The sequence below is a fragment of the Massilia sp. BGA-UO-ETr-WB1 genome, assembly GCF_059567845.1.
On the sequence record NZ_JCAQOT010000021.1, the window covers coordinates 322,105 to 341,723 of the forward strand.

Genomic DNA, 19,619 nt, shown 5'->3' on the forward strand with positions numbered 1-19,619 from the left:
AATGCGGCTCAGCTCGGCTTCCGAGTACGATCGTGAAGGGCGGTAATGCAGTTCCAGATACAGGTGCAGCGCGCCGCAAGCGGCGCGGCTGGCCGCCAGACCATCGCGGTAGACGCATCCAGCGAATCAGAAGCGGTACGCCTCGCGCTGCGCCAGGGCTGGCGCGTGCTGGCCATCGGCAGCGGCGCGCAGCCGGCTGACGGCCACGCCGCGCCGTCCACGGCATCCGCACGTTCACAGCCCTTCCCATTGCTGCAGTTCAGCCAGGAGCTGCTGGCCCTGCTCGAAGCGGGACTGAACCTGAGCGAAGCCATCGCCACCTTGCACAACAAGGAAGCGCGCGGCAGCGCCAAGGCCACGCTGGCGGGCATCCGGCTCGCGCTCCAGCAAGGCAAAAGCTTTTCCGAAACCCTGGCAGGCTTCCCTGCCATCTTCCCCGACATTTATGTCTCCACCGTGCACGCGGCGGAGCGCTCCGGCAACCTGCCCGAAGCGCTGGCGCGCTACGTGGCCTACCAGCTGCAGTTCGACGCCATCCGCAAGAAGCTGGTGTCGGCGGCCATCTATCCGGTGATGCTGCTGTGCGTGGGCGCGCTGGTCACCCTGTTCCTGCTCGGCTACGTGGTGCCGAAGTTCAGCGTGGTGTACGAAAGCTCCGGCCGCGAAATCCCGTGGATGTCGCAAATGCTGCTGGCCTTCGGGCGCCAGCTGGCCGCCCATCCCTGGCTGTGCCTGGGCGCGCTGCTGGGCGCGGCCGGCGGCGCCGTGTTCGCCGCCACCAACGCCGCCGTGCGCGGCGCCCTGCTGCTGCAGGTGCTGCGCCTGCCGCTGCTGGCCGCCAAGGCCGCCGAATTCCGCCTGGCGCGCTTCTACCGCGCCCTCAGCCTGCTGCTGCACGCGGGCATACCGCTGCCGAAGGCGCTGGCCATGGTGTCGGCCATGCTGCTGCCGGAACAGCAGCTGGCGCTGGCCCGGGCCCGCCGCGCGGTGGAGGAAGGCCAACCCTTCTCCACCGCGCTGGAGCTGCAAGACCTGGCCACGCCGGTGGCGCAGTCGCTGCTCAAGGTGGGCGAGAACACCGGCCGCCTGGGCGACATGCTGGAACGCTCGGCCAAGTTCCACGACGAGGAATTCGCGCGCTGGGTGGACTGGGCCTCGCGCATGCTGGAACCGCTGCTGATGACGCTGATCGGCGTCGTGATCGGCGGCGTGGTGGTGCTGATGTACATGCCGATATTCGAACTCGCCGGGAGCCTCTCATGAATGCACGCGCCCCGGCGATGCCGGTCCTTTCCGCCGCCCTGCTGCATAGCGCAGCCGCCGCCGCGCAGGCCGAAGGCCGGCCGCAGCTGGCGGTGCTGGAGGACATGGCCGGACTGGTGCCGGACGAATTCACGCGCCAGCTGGCCGCGCTGTTCTGCTATTCCTGCTGGCCCATGGCCAGCCTGCAGGCCGGCACGCCCGCCTACGCCCTGCTGCCCTACACCGACTGCGCGCAGCGCGAATGCGTGCTGATGGACGGCGGCGCCGGCCTGGTGCTGGTGATTGCCGATCCCTTCGCGGACGACGTGCTGCAATGGGCCGCCTACACGGTGGATGCCGCTTTCACGGTGGCGCTGGCGCACCCGGACGACATGGCTGCCTACCTGGCGCAGCAGGAATCCGCGCAGCAGGCCATGGCCGGCATGAACGAGGACGCGGCCGGCGACGCAAGCCTGGACCAGAGCATCGAGGACATTTCGCTGATCCGCATCAGCGAGGACAGCAGCCCGGTGGTCAAGCTGGTCAACTCCACCATCTACGACGCGCTGAAAGTGCAGGCCAGCGACATCCACCTGGAGTGCGACGTGGCCAGCCTGGTCATCAAGTACCGGGTGGACGGGGTGCTGGTGCAGGCCGGCCAGGTGCAGGGCCTGCAGATGGCCGAGCAGATCATTTCGCGCATCAAGGTGCTGGCGGAGCTGGACATCGCCGAGCGCCGCGTGCCGCAGGACGGCCGCTTCAAGGTGCGCGCGAAGGGCAGCGAGATCGACTTCCGTGTCTCCATCATGCCCAATATTTTCGGCGAGGACGCGGTGCTGCGTCTGCTGGACCGGCGCGCGCTGACCGCCGCCGCAGCCGCGCTGCGGCTGGAGAGCCTGGGCCTGAACGCGGACGCCATCGTGCAGATCCGCCGCCTGGCCGCCAAGCCGCACGGCATGCTGCTGGTGACCGGCCCCACCGGTTCGGGCAAGACCACCACGCTGTACGCCGCCATCACCGAGATCAACACGGGGCGCGACAAGATCGTCACCATCGAAGACCCGGTGGAATACCGCCTGCCGCGCGTGCTGCAGATCCCGGTCAACGAAAAGAAGGGCCTGACCTTCGCGCGCGGCCTGCGCTCGATCCTGCGGCACGATCCGGACAAGATCCTGATCGGCGAGATCCGCGACGACGAAACCGCGCAGATCGCGGTGCAGGCTTCGCTGACGGGCCACCTGGTTTTCACCACCGTGCACGCCAACAACGTGTTCGACGTGGTGGGCCGCTTCCTGCACATGGGCGTGGACCCGTACAGCTTTGCGGCGGCGCTGAACGGCATCGTGGCGCAGCGCCTGCTGCGCCTCAACTGTGAACATTGCGCAGTGGACGTGCCGCCCGACCCGCAAGATCTGCGCGACAGCGGCCTCACCGCGCAAGCCGTGCAGGGATGGCGCTTCAAGGCCGGCGCCGGCTGCGGCCACTGCCGGGGTACCGGCTACAAGGGCCGCAAGGCGGTGGCCGAGGTGCTGATGCTGAACGACGCCATGCGCGAAATGATCTGCACCCGCGCGCCGGTCAGCCGCATGAAGGAGGAGGCCGCGCAGAACGGATTCCGGCTGGCGCGGGAAGCCGCGCTGGAGCTGGTGCGGCTGGGAGAAACCACGCTGACGGAGCTGAACCGTGTCACTTATTAAACGCATCGCCGGGATGCTTCCGGCGCGCCGCACGCTGCACATCCACCTTGCGCCGCAACGCCTGCTGGCAGTGGTGCGCCACGGCGGCCGCATCGCCGAAGAGGGCGCGCTGCAGGTCGACTTCAGCAATCCGGCCGGCCAATGGCAGGCCCCGCTCTCCGCCCTGCGCGCCCTGCTCGCCGGGGCTGGGACCGGGGCAGTGGAGCGCGGGGCAGGCGCCGCCGCGCGGGCGGCCCTGGCGGCGCGCCTGCCGCTGCACGTGAGCCTGTCCGGCCGCTGGTGCCAGATGCTGATGGCGCCGTGGAGCGACGCGCTGCTGTCCGAACCGGCCGCCCCGCGCTTCCTCAACATGCAGCTCGCCGCCGTCTACGGCGACGCCGCGCGCGCCTGGACCGCCAGCAGCGATGACGCGCCGTACGGCCAGCCGCGCCTGGTCTGCGGCATAGCCACCGGACTGCTGGACGCGCTACACGCGCTGGCCGCCGAACACGGCACGCGCTGCGCCGCCATCGAGCCGCTGGCCAGCACAGTCTGCGCTTGGCTCGCACCGGCCAAACCGGAGGCGTTCGCCATCATCGAGCCAGGCCGCATCACCATGGCAGCGCTGGCGAACGGACGCGCGAGCGCCATCCAATCGCAGCCCTGCAGCGCCGCATGGCACGGCGAACTGGCGCAAGCCTGGCAGCGCTGGACATTGCGCGCCCCCGAGCTGGCGTCCATCGCAGACGTCGCCGTGGTCGACCTGAGCGGCCAGGCAAGCGGCCTCGCGGCAGGCCAGCTCCCCGCGCGCTTCCGTCTTGCCGGCTCGCCGTTCAGCCACGCCGCCACCGCCGCGGGGCCGCATGCGCCAGGCACGGAAACAGCCGCGCGCGGCGCCAAGCTGCCGTTATCCATCGTGCCTGAGACGGGCGGCAACAGCGAAGGCAGCGGCAGCGCCGGCAAAACCGGCCGCCCCCGGGAGGCCGCATGAGCGTCACCCGCATCTCCTTCGTCCGCGCGGCCCCGCCGCTGAACGGCTGGCGCCTTGCGCTGCTCGCGGCAGGCATCGTCGCCCTGCTCCCATCCGCCTCGCGCTGGCTGCAGCAAGCGAATGAAATCCAGCGCCTGGAAACCCAGCTCGCCCAGGCGCAACCCCGCCGCGCGCCCCAGCCGGCGCTCACATCCACCCAGCAGCGCGACCAGGACCAGCAAACCAAAGTCGTCACCGAAGCCGTGCGCCAGCTCAACCTGCCTGTCGCGCGCCTGCTGAAAACCCTGCAAGCGCCGGCCGACCTGCACGTCGCCCTGCTCGGCCTCGACCTGAACGGGCAGCCGGTGCAGGAGGCTGATGCCGCACAGGCAGGCGGCGCCACGGCCGCCGCCGTCGCCGCCCCATCCGGCTCCCTCAAGATCGCCGCCGAGGCGGAATCCGCGCAGGACATGCTGAGCTACCTGGCCTTCCTGAACCAGCAGCAGATGTTCCGCTCCGTCTACCTTGTCAAACACGACATGGCCAGCGGCGCCGCTGGCCAGGCATACCGATTCCAGCTGGAGGCACAATGGCGGCAATGAAATCCGGCGCAGCGCTGAAGCTTGCGCTACCCGCCCAGGCCGGCCCGCGCCTGGCCTGGGAAGGCAAGCGCCTGTGGCGCAAGGCCGGCCGCGCCGCAGCCATCGGCGCCGCCGCCCTGGCCGCAGCGCTGCTGGCGCAGTGGCACGCGGCCGGCATGCACCAGCGGGAACTTGCCCTGCGCCAGCAAGTGGCGGCGGCCCGCACGGCAGCGCAGCCGCAGGCGCCCGCCCCCACCGCAGCCGACGGCCTGAGCGCCTTCTACGCCTATCTGCCGGCGCACGCGGCCATCCCCGAACAGCTGCAAACGCTGGTGGACATCGCCGCAAGGCACAAGGTGCCGCTCGCCAAGGCCGAATACAAAGCCCAGCCCGAGCCGCGCGCCGGCTTCATGCACTACCAGATCAACCTGCCCGTGAAGGCCGAATACGCCAGCGTCCAGGCCTTCATGCTGGAAGCCCTGCAAGCCATGCCCACGCTGACGCTGGACAGCGTCGCCTTCAAGCGCGAGCGCATCGACAGCGGCGACACCGAAGCGCGCATCCAGTTCGTGCTGCTGGTGCGCAAAGCGGAAGGCGCGCGATGAGGAAACTGATACTGGGCGGTGCAGCCGCCGCAACCCTGCTCGCAGCCTGGTTCGCGCCGGACGACGAAGGCATGATCGTCTCCCCTGCGGCGGCCACGCCGCGCCCCGCCTACGACGCCGTCGCCGCAGCCAAGGCCGCCGGCCCCCTGGCGCCCGCCATCCCCGCCGAGCTGCAGATCCAGCGCCGCGTGGCGGACGAAGAACTGGGCAACCTGTTCGCCAGCCAGGGCTGGCAAGCCCCATCCCCGCTCAAGCCCGCCGCCGCGCGCGCTCCGGAGCAGCCAGCCGGGAATGGCGCCGGTGGCGCACCCACGCTGCCCTTCCTGTTCGTGGGCCGCTTTATCGACGACGGCAAAACCGCCTACTTCCTGCAGATGGAAGACCGCAACATCGTCGCCCGCGTCGGCGAGAAAATCGGCGACAGCTACCGGCTCGACGGCGCAGTCAATGGCGCGCTGACCTTCACCTATCTGCCGCTCAACCTGAAACAAACTTTAGCCGTAGGGGACACGAATTGAATCACTCCGCAGCAAAACGCCTGCACATCCTGGCGCTGAGCGTCCTGCTGGCCGCCTGCGCCAGCAGCCAGACCTACACTGAAGGCAACGCCCTGCTGGACGCGGGGCAGACCGAGCAAGGCCTGGCCAGGCTGGAACAGGCGGTGCGCGAAGATCCCCACAACGCCCAATACCGCATCACCCTCCTGAGCCGCAAAACCAGCCTGGTGAACGGCTTGAACGCCCGCGCCGACGCCCAGCGCGCGCAAGGCACCGAGGCCGGCGCCGCGCAGGCCGACAGCCTGTACCAGCAAGCGCTCGCCATCGATCCCAATAACGCCGTCGCCCGCCAGGGGCAGGCCGCGCTGGCGCAGGACGCACGCTACCGGCAGGCCGTGGCCGAGGCGGAAACGGTTGCCCGGCGCGGCGGCGAAGCCAACCTGGCAGCCGCCCAGGAGCTGCTGCGCCCCGTGCTGCAGGAGCGCCCCGGCCAGCGCGACGCCCTGCGCCTGAAAGCCCGCATCGCGGACGAACAGTCGCGCCAGAAGCCCGGCGCCGGCCGCCTGGCTGCCGCCTACCGCAAGCCGGTGACGCTGGAATTCCGCGACGCCCCGCTGCGCTCGGTGTTCGACTTCATCGGCAAAGTCTCCGGCCTGAACTTCGCCTTCGACAAGGAAGTCGATCCCGGCCTGCGCGCCACCATCTCCGTGCGCGACGCCAGCATCGAGGAAGCCATCGCCATGCTACTCAGCTCCAACCAGCTGGAACAAAGCATCACCGGCGACCGCTCCATCACCATCTACCCCAACACGGCGCAGAAGGTGAAGGACTACCAGCAGCTCCTGGTGCGCACCTTCTTTATCACCAACGCGGACGTGAAGCAGGTGGCCTTCACGCTGAAAACGCTGCTCAAGGCGCGCGACATCGTCACCGATGAACGGGTGGGCATCATCATCATGCGCGACACGCCGGAGCTGATCCGCATGGCCGAGCGCATCATCGCCGTGCAGGACGTGGCGGACCCCGAAGTGGTGCTGGAGGTGGAAGTGCTGGAAGTGAAGCGCACCCGCCTGCAGGAACTGGGCGTGCGCTGGCCGGAGCAGGCCAAGCTGAGCGTGGGCAGCGCGGCGACCAGCCTGGGCGGATTGAAACTGGCCGACCTGCACCGCGTGAACAGCGAGACCACCAACCTGGAACTGGGCTCGGTGGTCATCAATGCGCTCAAGACCGACACCGACAGCAACATCCTCGCCAACCCGCGCATCCGCGTGCGCAACAAGGACAAGGCCAAGGTGCTGATCGGCGACCGCGTGCCGGTCATCACCGTCACCACCAACAACGGCGTCAGCTCGGACAGCGTGAACTATATCGATGTGGGCCTGAAGCTGGACGTGGAGCCGAACGTCTACCTGGACGACGAAGTGGCCATCAAGGTCAACCTGGAGGTGAGCAATGTGGTGAAGGACGTGACCAGCAAGTCCGGCACCCAGGCGTACCAGATCGGCACGCGCAGCGCCTCCACCGTGCTGCGCCTGCGCGACGGCGAAACGCAGATGCTGGCGGGGCTGATCAGCGACGAGGACCGCAGCACCGGCAACAAGGTGCCCGGCATCGGCGAGCTGCCCATGCTGAACCGCCTGTTCGGCAGCCAGAAGGACGACCGCTCGCGCAGCGAGATCGTGTTGTCCATCACGCCGCGCCTGGTGCGCGCGATCCGCAGGCCGGAGCTGAGCGATGCCGAATTCCTGTCCGGGACCGAATCCCATATCGGCGGACGCGGACCGCTCGCCGGCAACGACAGCGGCGCCGGCGCGGCAAGCGCCGCTTACGGGCAACCGGCCGCGCAGCCGGCCGCATTGCAGCCGCCATCGGAACCGCCGCCGCCGCCGCGCAACTCCCCCATGACGGGCGGCGACGACCAGGGCAGCGCCTTCGCCCAGCCTTCCAGCTCGGCCAAACCCGAGCCGGCGGGCCCGGTGCCGAACGTGCCGAAGAAGGGCCAGTAAATGCCGGGCCGCGCACCGCATGCCGCCCCGCGCGGCTTCACCTTCATCGAGCTGATGATCACCCTGGCCATCATGGCCACGCTGGCGGCGGTGGCCGTGCCCATGGTGCAGGTGGCCGTGCAGCGCGAGCGCGAGCACCAGCTGCGCGCCGCGCTGCTGGAGATCCGGGAGGCCATCGACGCCTACAAGCGCGCGGCCGACAATGGCAGCATCAAGCTGAACATCGGCGACTCCGGCTTCCCCAAGAAGCTCGAAGAGCTGGTGGAAGGCGTGCCCGATCAGCGCAGCCCGCGCAAACAGAACATCTACTTCCTGCGCCGCCTGCCGCGCGACCCGTTCGCACCGGCCGGCACCGCCAGCGCCGCCGCCACCTGGCACAAGCGCTCCTACAGCGCGCCGCCCGACAACCCCACCGAAGGCGAGGACGTGTTCGACGTCTTCTCGCGCTCCGACAAGGTGGGCCTGAACGGCATTCCCCTCAAAGCATGGTGACCGCAATGCGCAAACAAGGCTTCACGCTGATCGAACTGCTGGTGGTGCTGGCCATCATCTCGCTGCTGCTGACGGTGGCGCTGCCGCGCTACTTCGGCTCGGTGGAGAAATCCAAGGAAGTGGCGCTCAAGGTGAACCTGAAAGTGCTGCGCATCAGCATCGACAAATTTTATGGCGACAAGGGTGAATTCCCCGCCGGCCTGGCGGACCTGGTGACGCACCGCTACTTCAACAAGGTGCCGGTCGACCCCATCACCGAATCGGCCGCCACCTGGCAGCTGGTGGCGCCGCAGGACAGCGAAAAGACCGGCGTGGCCGACGTGCGCAGCGGCGCCAAGGGCAGCACGCGCGACGGCGTTCCCTTCGGCCAGCTATGATGCCGGGGCGGCCAGGCGGCTTCGCCTATATCTGGACCCTGATGCTGGTGGCCTTCATGGGGGTGGGCCTGGCCATCGCCTCCGAAACCTACGCCACGGCGGCTCGGCGCGACAAGGAAGCGCAGCTGCTGTTCATCGGGCACGAGTTCCGCCAGGCGCTGGGCCGCTACCACGAAGCGCAGGGTGCGGGCGGCGCGGCGCAGTACCCGCTCACGCTGGAAGAACTGCTGAAAGACCCGCGCTACCCCGGCGCCAAACGCCATCTGCGCCGGCTCTACAAGGATCCCATCACCGGCAAGGCCGAATGGGGCCTGCTGCGCCAGCAGGGCCGCATCGTGGGCGTGTATTCGCTGTCCGAACAGGCTCCCATCAAGCAGGGCGGCTTCCGCGACGAGGACAAAAGCCTGAACCGCAAGCCGCGCTACGCCGACTGGCTGTTCACCTATCCGGCCGACCTGTTCACGGGCGCGCCGCCCCCTAAAACTGATATCATCCCGGCCATCACTTCTGGAGGACGCTAGTATGACAAACAGCATGACAATGAGCATAGGCGTAGGCGGCAAAACAGCGGAACAAGCACTGGCGACCCTGTCGGACATGACGGCGGGCGCCATCCCCATCGGCAAGGACGAGCACCTGCAGCGCATCGCCCGGGCCCAGGCCTACATGCGCGACCAAGGCATCGCCGCCATCTACATCAACGCCGGCTCCAACCTGCTTTACTTCACCGGCACCCGCTGGCACGCCAGCGAGCGCATGGTGGGCGCCATCCTGCCCGCGCAAGGCGCGCTGGAGTACATCGCGCCCGCCTTCGAGGAAAGCACGCTGCTGGACTTCATGCTGGTGGAAGGCAAAGTGAATGGCTGGCACGAGCACGAAAGCCCCTACCAGCTGTTCGTGGACACGCTGGGCCGCATGGGCATCGCCGCCGATGCTGCGCAGCCGCCGCGCGTGGGCATCTGCGAAAGCGCCGCCTTCTTCATCTACGACGGCATCCGCCCGCTGGCCGCGGGCTACGCGCTGGAGAACGCGCGCAGCGTGACGGCGCACTGCCGCACCCGCAAGTCCGCCGCCGAGATCGCGCTGATGCAGCGCGCCAAGGACATGACCCTGGCCGTGCACGTGGCCACCGCCAGCATGCTGCGTGAAGGGATCACCACCACCGAAGTGGAACAGTTCATCGCCGCCGCGCACCGCAAGGTGGGCGCGCCCGGCTCCTACTTCGTCATCGTGCTGTTCGGCGAGGCCACCGCCTACCCGCACGGCGTGAGCTATGTGCAGACGCTGAAGCAGGGCGACACGGTGCTGATCGACACCGGCTGCAAGCTGCATAACTACATCTCGGACATCACCCGAACCTATGTGTACGGCGAGCCGAGCGCGCGCCAGCGAAGCGTGTGGAACAGCGAGAAGAAAGCCCAGGCAGCCGCGTTCGAAGCGGCCCAGCTGGGCGTGCCGTGCGAGCAGGTGGACCAGGCCGCGCGCCGTTCACTGGAAGCGGACGGCTACGGTCCCGGCTACAAGCTGCCCGGCCTGCCGCACCGCACCGGCCACGGCATCGGCCTGGACATCCACGAATGGCCCTACCTGGTGGGCGGCGACACCACCCCGCTGGCGCCGGGCATGTGCTTCTCGAACGAGCCGATGATCTGCATCCCCGGCGAATTCGGCGTGCGCCACGAAGACCACTTCTACATGACCGAGTCCGGCCCCAAATGGTTCACCGAACCGGCCCACAGCATCGACGACCCGTTCGGCCTTGCGCGTGCGGTAAATTAACACGCGCGGTTGCGGCGTGCTGCTTACTTGGCTGCGCCGGTATAGCTCAGTTCAGCCATTTCTTTCTTCGCTTCGTCCTCGCTGACCAGTTCAGGAATGACATGGCCAGCCAGGAAGCCCATCGAAACCGAGGTGCGCACGTACTTCACTTCACCCTTGTCTAGAACAAAGGTAACCTTGTTGGTTGCTTCGGTGCTGGTGGACGCTTCATGACTACCCGCGCCGGTATCGACGAAGAAGTAGCCGCCACGTTTCGATTGACCCACTTCCTTTCCGTCGAATTTGATAGCAGGGGTCAAGGCGCTGCCCAGCATGCTGGTGCTCCGGTAAAAGTACACGCGGCCCTGGTCCGCGCTCAGCTTCGGAACCGATGCTTCCATTTCTTTGTATTTCGGGCCGGTGGCGGCGCAGCCGGTCAATGCGATAACGAGGCCGGCGATGGCCAAATGCGACAATTTCATGCTAGTCCTTTTATTGTAGGGAGAATGGGAGTGTTGGCTGCAGGGGCGAGAAGCCCTTCTCGGCAGGTAAATAGAACCCCACCAGGCGGCCGCCTTCGACCACCAGGTAAGCCTCGTGCACATGCGAGCCTTCGAGGGTAAAAACGCTTTGATACGGACGATAGACATCGCCTTGCACGATGCTTCCGGCATGGGTCCAGCGGCTGCCTGCCGCCAGCGTGCGGCGATAGCCGGTAGCCAGTTGTATCTCCAGCTCTTGTGCCAGCGCGCGAGCGCCCGCAGGCGCAACGGAAGGCGGCGTCAGTTTGGCGGGAATATGCTGCACGGCGCAGCCGGCAAGAGTGGCCGCCAGCAGGGCCGGCAGCATGAAACAGGTTAGCCGGCGCATCATGGCGATCTCGCGGAGTTTAACAAGCCGCCATGATAACGTTAATTCCTAGCAACAAAACTATCCAATAATCACTAGCGGGGTTTTATCAGGCGTGCTTCGACACCAGCGTCAGGATGTCGTAGCTGGCCACCAGCTCGTCGTTCTGGTTGGTGACCTGCACGTCCCACGCCACCACGCCCTGGCCTAGGCCTTTGTCGTCGGTGCGGTTGCGGTCCACTTTGCGCTTGCAGGTCAGGCGCGCGCGGATGGTGTCGCCGATGGCCACCGGGGTGATGAAGCGCAGGTTGTCCAGGCCGTAGTTGGCCAGCACCGGGCCCGGCGCGGGCGATACGAACAGCCCCGCCGCCGCCGACAGCACGAAGTAGCCGTGCGCGATGCGCTTGCCGAACTGCGTGTCCTTGGCGGCGATGTCGTCGAAGTGCATGTAGAAGTAGTCGCCCGAGACGCCGCCGAAGTTGACGATGTCCGCTTCGCTCACGGTGCGGCGGTGCGTCAGCAGCGAGTCGCCGATTTTCAGGTCTTCGAAGTGGCGGCGGAAGGGATGCACTTCGCTTTCGTTCACGGCGCCGCCGCGCACGTATTCGCCCGTCACTGCGGCCAGCATGGTCGGCGAGCCTTGCACGGCTGCGCGCTGCAGGAAGTGGCGCACCGCGCGGATGCCGCCCAGCTCCTCGCCGCCGCCCGCGCGTCCTGGGCCGCCGTGCTTCAGCTGCGGCAGCGGCGAGCCGTGGCCGGTGGAGTCCACCGACGATTCGCGCTCCAGGATGTGCACGCGCCCGTGCGAGGCGGCGGCGATCGGCACCGCGTAGGCTGCCGTCTTCGGATCTTTGGTCACCAGCGTGCTCACCAGGCTGCCCTTGCCGCGCGCGGCCAGTTCCAGCGCCTCGTCGATGCCGTCGTAGGTCATCATGGTGCTGACCGGGCCGAAGGCTTCCACGTCGTGCACCGCGTCGTTGCTGCCGGCGTTGCGGCACAGGACCAGCGTGGGCGAGAAGAACGCGCCCTCCGCCACGCCTTCGCCGATCAGCTTGTAGCCGTCCTTCTCGCCGAACACGATCTCGTTGCCTTGCGCCAGCAGGGCCAGGCGCTCGCCGACGTCGCGCTGCTGGTCTTTCGAGGCCAGCGCGCCCATGCGCACGCCTTCGACCGACGGGTCGCCGATGGTGACTTTCGCCAGGCGCTCGCGCAGCCGTTCGGCCACCGCGTCCACGCGGTCTTTCGGCACAATGATGCGGCGGATGGCGGTGCACTTCTGGCCGGCCTTGCCGGTCATCTCGCGCGCCACCTCTTTGACGAACAGGTCGAACTCGGGATCGTCCGGCGTCACGTCCGGCGCCAGGATGGCGCAGTTCAGCGAATCCGCTTCGGCGGTGAACGGCACCGAGTTGGCGATCAGGTTGCGGTTGGTGCGCAGCTTGGCGGCCGTGTCGGCCGAGCCGGTGAAGGTCACCACGTCGGCGCCGCCCAGGCGGTCCAGCAGGTCGCCGGTGCTGCCGATCACCAGCTGCAGCGCGCCTTCCGGCAGCAGGCCGGATTCATGCGCCATGCGCACCACGGCTTCGGTCAGGTAGCTGGTGGCGGTGGCGGGCTTGCCGATGCAGGGCATGGCGGCCAGGAAGCTGGGCGCGAATTTCTCCAGCAGGCCCCAGATCGGGAAATTGAAGGCGTTGATGTGCACCGCCAGGCCGCCGCGCGGCACCAGGATGTGGGTGCCGGCGAAGCCGCCGCGCTTGCCCAGCGCCATGGCCGGGCCTTCGTGCAGCACGTTGGACGACGGCAGCTCGCGGCTTCCCATGCTGGCGTAGGCGAACAGGGTGCCGATGCCGCCCTCCACGTCCACCCAGCTGTCGGCGCGGGTGGCGCCGGTGAGGTGCGAAATCTTGTACAGCTCTTCCTTGCGCTCCATCAGGTACATGGCCAGCGCCTTCAGGCGCGCGGCGCGCTGCTGGAAGTCCAGTTTCATCAGGCCCGGCACGCCGGTCTTGCGGGCGTAGGCGACGGCTTCGCTGAAGTCGATGGCTTCGGCGTGGGTATGGTAGATCAGGCTGTTGTTCAGCGCGCTGTGCAGCGGGGTGGCCGCTTCCTTGCCGTGCCAGCGGCCGGCGATCAGGCTTTGCAGAGTTGGTGCCATGCGGTTTTCTCCAGTCTATTTTATTCGGTTGCGTTCTTGTGCAGGTGCAGCGGCAGCGACGATTCCCACTGCATGCGCTGGCGGTCCGGCTCCACTTCCGTGAGCGCCACGGTCTCGCGCATGGTGGCGAGGGAGCGCACGCTCAGCTCCTGGTATTGGGCGGTGCCGGAGGACTTCCAGTTGATCTCGCTGTCGGTAACCTGGCGGATGATGCGCGCCGGCGTGCCGACCACCATGCTGCGCGGCGGCACCACCATATTGGCCTTCACGAAGCTCATCGCCGCGACGATGCTGTCGGCGCCGATGACGGCGTTGTCCATGATGACCGAGTTCATGCCCACCAGCGCGTTGCGGCCGATGCGGCAGCCGTGCAGCACGGCGCCGTGGCCGATATGGCCGTCCACTTCCACCACCGTGTCCTCGCCGGGGAAGCCGTGCATGATGCAGCCGTCCTGCAGATTGGAGCCCTCCTCCAGGATCAGGCGGCCGAAGTCGCCGCGCATGGAAGCGTGCGGGCCGACGTAGCAGCGCGGGCCGACGATCACGTCGCCGATCAGCACCGCGCTCGGGTGCACGTAGGCGGTGGGATGGACCACCGGGGTGATGCCGTTCATTTCATATACTTTGACCATGGCGGTTCCTTACATGCCCAGGTAGGCGCTTTGCACCTGTTCGTTCTTCAGCAGCTCCGGGCCGGGACCGGACAGCGTGATGGCGCCGGTCTCGATCACATAGCCCACGTCCGCGATCGACAGCGCCGCGTGCGCGTTCTGCTCCACCAGGAAAATGGTGATGCCCTGGTCGCGCAGGCCGGCCACGATGCGGAAGATCTCGGCGATCAGCAGCGGCGCCAGGCCCATGCTCGGTTCGTCCAGCAGCAGCACCGACGGCTTGCCCATCAGCGCGCGCGCCATGGCCAGCATCTGCTGCTGGCCGCCGGACAGCGTGCCCGCCAGCAGCAGGCGCTTCTCTTTCAGAATCGGGAACAGCTGGTACATGCGCTCCATGTCCGCCGCCACCTCGGCCTTGGGCCGCGTGTAGGCGCCCAGCAGCAGGTTGTCCTCCACCGACATGGGACCGAACACCTGGCGCCCTTCCGGCACCTGGCAGATGCCGGCGCGCACGCGCTTGTCCGCGCTGGCGCGGCTCACGTCCTGGCCGCTGAAGTGGATGCTGCCGCCGCTGATCGGCTGCACGCCGGAGATGGCGCGCAGCAGCGTGGTCTTGCCCGCGCCGTTGGCGCCCACCAGCGCCACCAGCTGCCCCTGGCGCACTTCGATGTCGATGCCGTGCAGCGCCTGGATGCGGCCGTAGTGGCTGGTCAGCCCTTTGATTTCGAGCACCAGCGGTTTCACCGTCACGTCGGTATTGTTCGTCATGGCATCCCTCATGCTGCCGCTCCAAGATAGGCCGCCACCACGTCCGGATTGGCGCGCACTTCGGCGGCCGTGCCTTCGGCCAGCTTCTTGCCGTAGTCCAGCACCAGGATATGGTCGGATAAATTCATCACCAGCTTCATGTCATGCTCCACCAGCACCACCGTCACGCCGGACTGCGCCACCTTGCGGATCAGCGCTTCGATCTCGCCGGTTTCGGTGTGGTTCAGGCCCGCGGCCGGTTCGTCCAGCAGCAGCACTTTCGGCCGCGCGGCCAGGGCGCGCGCGATCTCCAGCCGCTTCAGGGCGCCGTACGGCATCTGGGTCGAGTCGGCGTCCACGTACTGGCCCACGCCGACGAAATCCATCAGCTGCGCGGCCTCGTCGCGGCACACCCGGTCGGCCTTGCGCACCGACGGCAGGCGCAGCATGGAGGCGAACAGGTTCTGGTTCAGGCGCAGGTGCGCGCCCACCATCACGTTGTCGATGGCCGTCATGTTCAGGCAGATCTGCAGGTTCTGGAAGGTGCGGCTCATGCCGCGCCGCGCCAGCGCGTCCGGCGACATGCCGGCCACGTTCTCGCCGCGCAGCAGGATCTCGCCCATGGTGGGCGTGTAGACGCCGGTGATCAGGTTGAACAGCGTGGTCTTGCCGGCGCCGTTGGGGCCGATCACCGAGTGGATGGCGCCTTCCTTGATGGCGAAGCTCACGTTCTGCACCGCGTGCACGCCGCCGAAGCTCTTGCTCAGGTTGCGGATCTCAAGCATGGCCGCCTCCCTGCTTCTTCACCAGCTTGAGCGGCGCCGCGCCGTCGCCCGCTGCGGGCTTGCTGCGGCGGCGCGCCAGCGACGGCACCAGGCCGCGCGGCAGGAAGATCATGGTCAGCATCAAAATGGCGCCGAACACCACCACTTCCCAGCCCTCGAAGGCGGACAGCAGCTGCGGCAGCAAGGTCAGCAGCGCGGCGCCCAGGATGGAGCCGAACACGGAAGCCATGCCGCCCACCACCACCATCGTCACCAGCTCGATGGAATGGAAGAAGCCCGCCATATTGGGCGTGATGAAACCGATATAGTGCGCGCTGATGCTGCCCGCGATGCTGGCCACCACGGCCGACAGCACGAACACGCGCACCTTGAAGCGGGTGGTGTCGATGCCGACCACGCGCGAAGCGACTTCGGAACCGTGGATGGCCTGCAGCGCGCGGCCCACCGGCGAATCGATCAGGTTCAGCGCGAACCAGGTCACCAGCAGCAGCAAGGCGGCGGCCACGGCGTACCACGACTTCTCGCCGGTGATTTCAAAGCCGAAGACGGCGAAGCCCGGCACCGAAATGCCGTCCGGCCCGCCGGTCCACTGACCCTCGTTGTTGATGGCGATGGAGATGATGATGCCCAGTCCCAGCGTGGCCATGGCCAGCGTGTGGCCTTTCAGCTTGAGCACCGGGCGCGCCAGCACGAAGGCCAGCAGGCCGGTGGCGGCGGCGCCGGCAGCCAGCGCGGCCACCGGCGGCCAGTTGTAGTGCGTGGTCAGCACAGCGGACGCATACGCGCCCAGGCCGAAGAAGCCGGCGTGGCCCAGGCTGATCTGGCCGGTGTAGCCCATCAGCAGGTTCAGGCCGATCACCACCACCGCGTTCAGCGCGATGCGGATCGCCACGTCGAAGTAGTAGGCGTTGGGCAGCAGCAGCGGCAGCGCGGCCAGCACCAGCGCCAGGATCAGCAGGCCAGCGTGGCGGGAAGCGAAGGTCTTCATACGCGCTCCGATACTTTGGCGCCGAACAGGCCGCGCGGCATGAAGAACAGGATCAGCAGGATCAGCACGAAGGGCACCGCGTCCTTGTAGGCGGACGAGATGTACCCTGCCGTCATGGCCTCGGCGATGCCCAGTATCAGCCCGCCGGCGATGGCGCCCACGCCGCCGCCCAGTCCGCCCAGCACCGCCGCCACGAAGCCCTTCAGGCCCAGCATGATGCCGGCGTCGTAGGAGGTGTAGGTGATGGGCGCCAGCAGCGCGCCGCCGACGGCGCCCAGCAGCGCGGCCAGGCCGAAGGACAGCAGCAGCACGCGGCGCGTGTTGATGCCCACCAGCTGCGCAGCCAGCTTGTTGTGCGAGGTGGCCAGCATGGCCTTGCCCAGCAGCGTGCGGCCGAAGAACCAGCCCAGCGCCGCCACGATCAGCAGGGTTACGCCCAGCACCCACAGGCTTTGCGGCAGCAGGCTGGCGCCCAGGAACTCGATCGGCGCATCGCCCGAGAAGGCGGGCAGCGTGTGCGTTCCCTTGCCCAGCCAGATCTGCACCAGCCCGCGCACCACGAGCGAGGCGCCGATGGTGATGATGATAAGCGTGACCACCTGCGCGTTCTGCGCCGGTTCGATCACCGCCTTTTCCATCACCAGGCCGACGATGGCGGTGAGGATGACGGCGCCGATGATGGCCAGCGGCAGCGGCACACCCGCCCCCGCCATCATCGCGGCCAGCATCCCGCCCAGCATGATGAATTCGCCCTGGGCGAAATTGATCACGCCGCTGGTGTTGTAGATGATGGTAAAGCCGAGCGCCGCCAGTGCATAGGCGGAACCGACCGTCATTCCCGAGTACAGGAATTGGAGGAATTGGGCGAGCATGATGGTCCCCTGCTTACTTCAGCAACTGCCAGTCGCCGTTCTTCACTTCGACCATGCGGAACGCCGACAGGTCGAGGCCCATGTGGTCCTTGGCCGTCATGTTGAACACGCCGGTGGTGGAGACGAAGCCCTTGGTCTGCTCCAGCGCGGTGCGGACCTTTTCCTTGTCGGTGCCGCCGGCGCGCTTGATGGCGTCCACCGACAGGTTCAGCGCGTCCAGCGCGTAGCCGCCGAAGGTGGACGGCTCCACCTTGTAGCGGTCGCGGTAAGCCTTGTCGTAGCCGGTGACGATGGCCTTCTGCGGATCGTTCGCCGGCAGCATCTGGCCGATCAGCAGCGCCGGCGTCGGCAGGCGCACGCCTTCGGCGGCCTTGCCGGACAGTTTCAGGTACTCGTCCGACGCCACGCCGTGCGACTGGTACATCGGCAGCGCGGTCATGCCCAGCTGGCCGTAGTTCTTGGTGACCACCGCCGGGCCCTGGCCCAGGCCGAACACGAACACCGCCTGCACGCCGGCGGTGTTCTTGATGCGGGTCAGCTGCGCGGTGACGTCGGTGTCTTTCGGGCCGTAGGTTTCATCGGCCACCAGCGTGATGCCGTACTTGGAGGCGACGATCTGCGATTCCTTGCGGCCGGAGGCGCCGAAGCCGCTGGTCTCGGACAGCAGGCCCACCTTGCTGATGCCGCGCTTCTTCATGTCCTCGAACACCTTTTCTGCGGCCATGCGGTCGGTGTGCGGCGTCTTGAAGACCCATTTCTTCACCGGGTCGATGATGACCACCGCGCCGGCCAGCGAGATGAACGGCAGGCCCGCCTTGTCCACCAGCGGCGCCATGGCCATGGTGGCGCCGGTGGTGGTGCCGCCGATCAGCACGTCCACCTTGTCGGACTCGATCAGGCGCTTGGTGAAGCCGTTGGCCTTGGCGGCGTCGCTGCCGTCGTCGTAGTGCACCAGCTCCAGCTTGCGGCCCAGCACGCCGCCCTCGGCGTTGATCTTCTCGACATACATCTGCAGCGTTTTCAGCTCGGGGTCGCCCAGGAAAGCGGCCGGGCCGGATACCGACAGCACCGAACCGATCTTGATGTTCTGGGCCAGGGCGCTGCCGGCGGCCATGACGAGGGATGCGGCGATGACGGTCTTTTTCAGGATATTCGTGAACATTTTTGTCTCCGTGGTTTTATTTTGGATCGTGTTCAAACGCGTTCGATTACCAGTGCAATGCCTTGCCCAACTCCGATACACATGGTGCACAGGGCGTAGCGGCCGCCGGTGCGTTCCAGCTGGTTCAGCGCGGCCGTCACCAGGCGCGCGCCGGATGCGCCCAGCGGGTGGCCGATGGCGATGGCGCCGCCGTTCGGGTTGACGTGGGCGGCGTCGTCCGCCAGGCCCAGGTCGCGCGTCACGGCCAGGCCCTGCGCGGCAAACGCTTCGTTCAGCTCGATCACGTCCATCTGTTCGATGGTCAGGCCCAGCTGCGCCAGCACCTTCTTCGACGCCGGCGCGGGACCGAAGCCCATGATGCGCGGCGCCAGGCCGGCCGTGGCCATGCCCAGCACTTTGCCGCGCGGCTTCAGGCCGTACTTGTCCACCGCCGTGGCCGAAGCCAGCAGGATGGCGCAGGCGCCGTCGTTCACGCCGGAGGCATTGCCCGCCGTGACGCTGCCGTCCGGCTTGACCACGCCCTTCAGCTTGGCCAGCATCTCGATGGTGGTGTCCGGACGCGGATGCTCGTCGGTGTCGATGATCTTTGGATCGCCTTTCTTTTGAGGGATCGTCACCGGCACGATCTCGCTCTGGAAGTGGCCCGCCGCGTGCGCCGCCGCCCAGCGCTGCTGGCTGCGCACGGCGAACGCGTCCTGGTCGGCGCGGCTGATGTTGAACTCATTGGCCACGTTTTCCGCCGTTTCCGGCATCGAGTCGATACCGTGCTGCGCCTTCATCAGCGGATTGACGAAGCGCCAGCCGATGGTGGTGTCCTCGATCTTGGCCGCGCGCGAGAAGGCGCTGTCGGCCTTGCCCATGACGAAAGGCGCGCGCGTCATGCTCTCCACGCCGCCGGCGATGACCAGGTGCGCCTCGCCGGACTTGATGGCGCGCGCGGCGATGCCCACCGCGTCCAGGCTGGAGCCGCACAGGCGGTTGATGGTGTTGGCAGGCACTTCCACCGGCAGGCCGGCCAGCAGCACGGCCATGCGGCCCACGTTGCGGTTGTCCTCGCCGGCGCCGTTGGCGCAGCCGTAGTAGACGTCGTCCACTTCGGCCCAGTTGACGCCGGGGTTGCGCTGTTTCAGCGCGGCGATGGGCAATGCGGCCAGGTCGTCGGCGCGCACGCCGGCCAGGCCGCCGCCGTAGCGGCCGAAGGGGGTGCGTACCGCGTCACAGATGAATGCTTCGTTCATGTTCGTTC

Annotated in this window: 21 protein-coding genes; 11 read left to right on the forward strand and 10 right to left on the reverse strand. The window is 67.7% G+C overall.

What is annotated here, in order from left to right; translation table 11 throughout:
- The first annotated feature begins 45 nt into the window (after positions 1 to 45).
- The 11 genes from AC56DV_RS06125 to AC56DV_RS06175 are packed head-to-tail and all read left to right on the forward strand — an operon-like array spanning position 46 to position 10,225.
- Positions 46 to 1,263, forward strand: coding sequence for a type II secretion system F family protein (locus AC56DV_RS06125; RefSeq protein WP_496313410.1), 1,218 nt, complete (start codon positions 46 to 48; stop codon positions 1,261 to 1,263).
- On the forward strand, positions 1,260 to 2,939 hold the full coding sequence (locus tag AC56DV_RS06130) for a GspE/PulE family protein (RefSeq protein WP_496313411.1): 1,680 nt from the start codon (positions 1,260 to 1,262) through the stop codon (positions 2,937 to 2,939). Before AC56DV_RS06125 ends, AC56DV_RS06130 begins: the two co-directional genes overlap by 4 nt.
- Positions 2,926 to 3,909, forward strand: a complete 984-nt coding sequence (locus AC56DV_RS06135; protein ID WP_496313412.1) for a hypothetical protein — start codon at positions 2,926 to 2,928, stop codon at positions 3,907 to 3,909. Before AC56DV_RS06130 ends, AC56DV_RS06135 begins: the two co-directional genes overlap by 14 nt.
- Entirely contained in the window at positions 3,906 to 4,490 is a 585-nt protein-coding gene (locus AC56DV_RS06140) for a hypothetical protein (protein ID WP_496313413.1), read from the forward strand. Before AC56DV_RS06135 ends, AC56DV_RS06140 begins: the two co-directional genes overlap by 4 nt.
- The gene (locus tag AC56DV_RS06145; protein ID WP_496313414.1) at positions 4,478 to 5,074 is read left to right on the forward strand and encodes a hypothetical protein; all 597 of its coding nucleotides are present in this window, start codon (positions 4,478 to 4,480) and stop codon (positions 5,072 to 5,074) included. The genes AC56DV_RS06140 and AC56DV_RS06145 overlap by 13 nt, the downstream gene beginning before the upstream one ends.
- A complete protein-coding gene (locus tag AC56DV_RS06150; protein WP_496313415.1) occupies positions 5,071 to 5,592 on the forward strand; it encodes a hypothetical protein in 522 nt (173 codons plus the stop codon). The genes AC56DV_RS06145 and AC56DV_RS06150 overlap by 4 nt, the downstream gene beginning before the upstream one ends.
- On the forward strand, positions 5,589 to 7,577 hold the full coding sequence (locus AC56DV_RS06155) for a secretin GspD/PilQ domain-containing protein (RefSeq protein ID WP_496313416.1): 1,989 nt from the start codon (positions 5,589 to 5,591) through the stop codon (positions 7,575 to 7,577). The genes AC56DV_RS06150 and AC56DV_RS06155 overlap by 4 nt, the downstream gene beginning before the upstream one ends.
- The gene (locus tag AC56DV_RS06160; RefSeq protein ID WP_496313417.1) at positions 7,578 to 8,069 is read left to right on the forward strand and encodes a type II secretion system protein; all 492 of its coding nucleotides are present in this window, start codon (positions 7,578 to 7,580) and stop codon (positions 8,067 to 8,069) included.
- Positions 8,070 to 8,074: 5 nt separating this feature from the next.
- Entirely contained in the window at positions 8,075 to 8,446 is a 372-nt protein-coding gene (locus AC56DV_RS06165) for a type II secretion system protein (protein WP_496313418.1), read from the forward strand.
- The gene (locus AC56DV_RS06170; protein ID WP_496313419.1) at positions 8,443 to 8,967 is read left to right on the forward strand and encodes a type II secretion system protein; all 525 of its coding nucleotides are present in this window, start codon (positions 8,443 to 8,445) and stop codon (positions 8,965 to 8,967) included. Before AC56DV_RS06165 ends, AC56DV_RS06170 begins: the two co-directional genes overlap by 4 nt.
- 19 nt (positions 8,968 to 8,986) lie before the next feature.
- Positions 8,987 to 10,225: a M24 family metallopeptidase gene (locus AC56DV_RS06175; protein ID WP_496313420.1), complete on the forward strand. Its 1,239-nt coding sequence runs from the start codon at positions 8,987 to 8,989 to the stop codon at positions 10,223 to 10,225.
- 23 nt (positions 10,226 to 10,248) lie between these two features.
- Here the strand turns inward: AC56DV_RS06175 and AC56DV_RS06180 are convergent, their stop codons facing one another.
- From AC56DV_RS06180 to pcaF, 10 genes are all read right to left on the reverse strand, one after another.
- The gene (locus AC56DV_RS06180; protein ID WP_496313421.1) at positions 10,249 to 10,686 is read right to left on the reverse strand and encodes a DUF2846 domain-containing protein; all 438 of its coding nucleotides are present in this window, start codon (positions 10,684 to 10,686) and stop codon (positions 10,249 to 10,251) included.
- A 10-nt stretch (positions 10,687 to 10,696) separates the two neighbouring features.
- Positions 10,697 to 11,077 carry a hypothetical protein gene (locus AC56DV_RS06185; protein WP_496313422.1) on the reverse strand — a complete coding sequence of 127 codons (381 nt, stop codon included), beginning with the start codon at positions 11,075 to 11,077 and terminating at the stop codon, positions 10,697 to 10,699.
- An 85-nt stretch (positions 11,078 to 11,162) separates the two neighbouring features.
- Positions 11,163 to 13,208, reverse strand: coding sequence for a phenylacetic acid degradation bifunctional protein PaaZ (gene paaZ, locus AC56DV_RS06190; protein ID WP_496313423.1), 2,046 nt, complete (start codon positions 13,206 to 13,208; stop codon positions 11,163 to 11,165).
- Positions 13,209 to 13,228: 20 nt separating this feature from the next.
- A complete protein-coding gene (locus AC56DV_RS06195) occupies positions 13,229 to 13,840 on the reverse strand; it encodes a phenylacetic acid degradation protein PaaY (protein WP_496313424.1) in 612 nt (203 codons plus the stop codon).
- A gap of 9 nt (positions 13,841 to 13,849) precedes the next feature.
- A complete protein-coding gene (locus tag AC56DV_RS06200; protein ID WP_496313425.1) occupies positions 13,850 to 14,587 on the reverse strand; it encodes an ABC transporter ATP-binding protein in 738 nt (245 codons plus the stop codon).
- Between the two features lie 8 nt (positions 14,588 to 14,595).
- Positions 14,596 to 15,351 (reverse strand): ABC transporter ATP-binding protein, encoded by a 756-nt coding sequence (locus AC56DV_RS06205; protein WP_496313426.1) that lies wholly within the window; start codon positions 15,349 to 15,351, stop codon positions 14,596 to 14,598.
- Positions 15,344 to 16,339, reverse strand: coding sequence for a branched-chain amino acid ABC transporter permease (locus AC56DV_RS06210; protein ID WP_496313427.1), 996 nt, complete (start codon positions 16,337 to 16,339; stop codon positions 15,344 to 15,346). The genes AC56DV_RS06205 and AC56DV_RS06210 overlap by 8 nt, the downstream gene beginning before the upstream one ends.
- Positions 16,336 to 17,211 carry a branched-chain amino acid ABC transporter permease gene (locus AC56DV_RS06215; protein WP_057153097.1) on the reverse strand — a complete coding sequence of 292 codons (876 nt, stop codon included), beginning with the start codon at positions 17,209 to 17,211 and terminating at the stop codon, positions 16,336 to 16,338. Before AC56DV_RS06215 ends, AC56DV_RS06210 begins: the two co-directional genes overlap by 4 nt.
- A 13-nt stretch (positions 17,212 to 17,224) precedes the next feature.
- Positions 17,225 to 18,373 carry an ABC transporter substrate-binding protein gene (locus AC56DV_RS06220; RefSeq protein ID WP_496313428.1) on the reverse strand — a complete coding sequence of 383 codons (1,149 nt, stop codon included), beginning with the start codon at positions 18,371 to 18,373 and terminating at the stop codon, positions 17,225 to 17,227.
- Between the two features lie 32 nt (positions 18,374 to 18,405).
- Complete coding sequence (gene pcaF, locus AC56DV_RS06225) at positions 18,406 to 19,611, reverse strand: 3-oxoadipyl-CoA thiolase (protein WP_496313429.1); 1,206 nt, start codon at positions 19,609 to 19,611, stop codon at positions 18,406 to 18,408.
- Positions 19,612 to 19,619 lie beyond the last annotated feature (8 nt).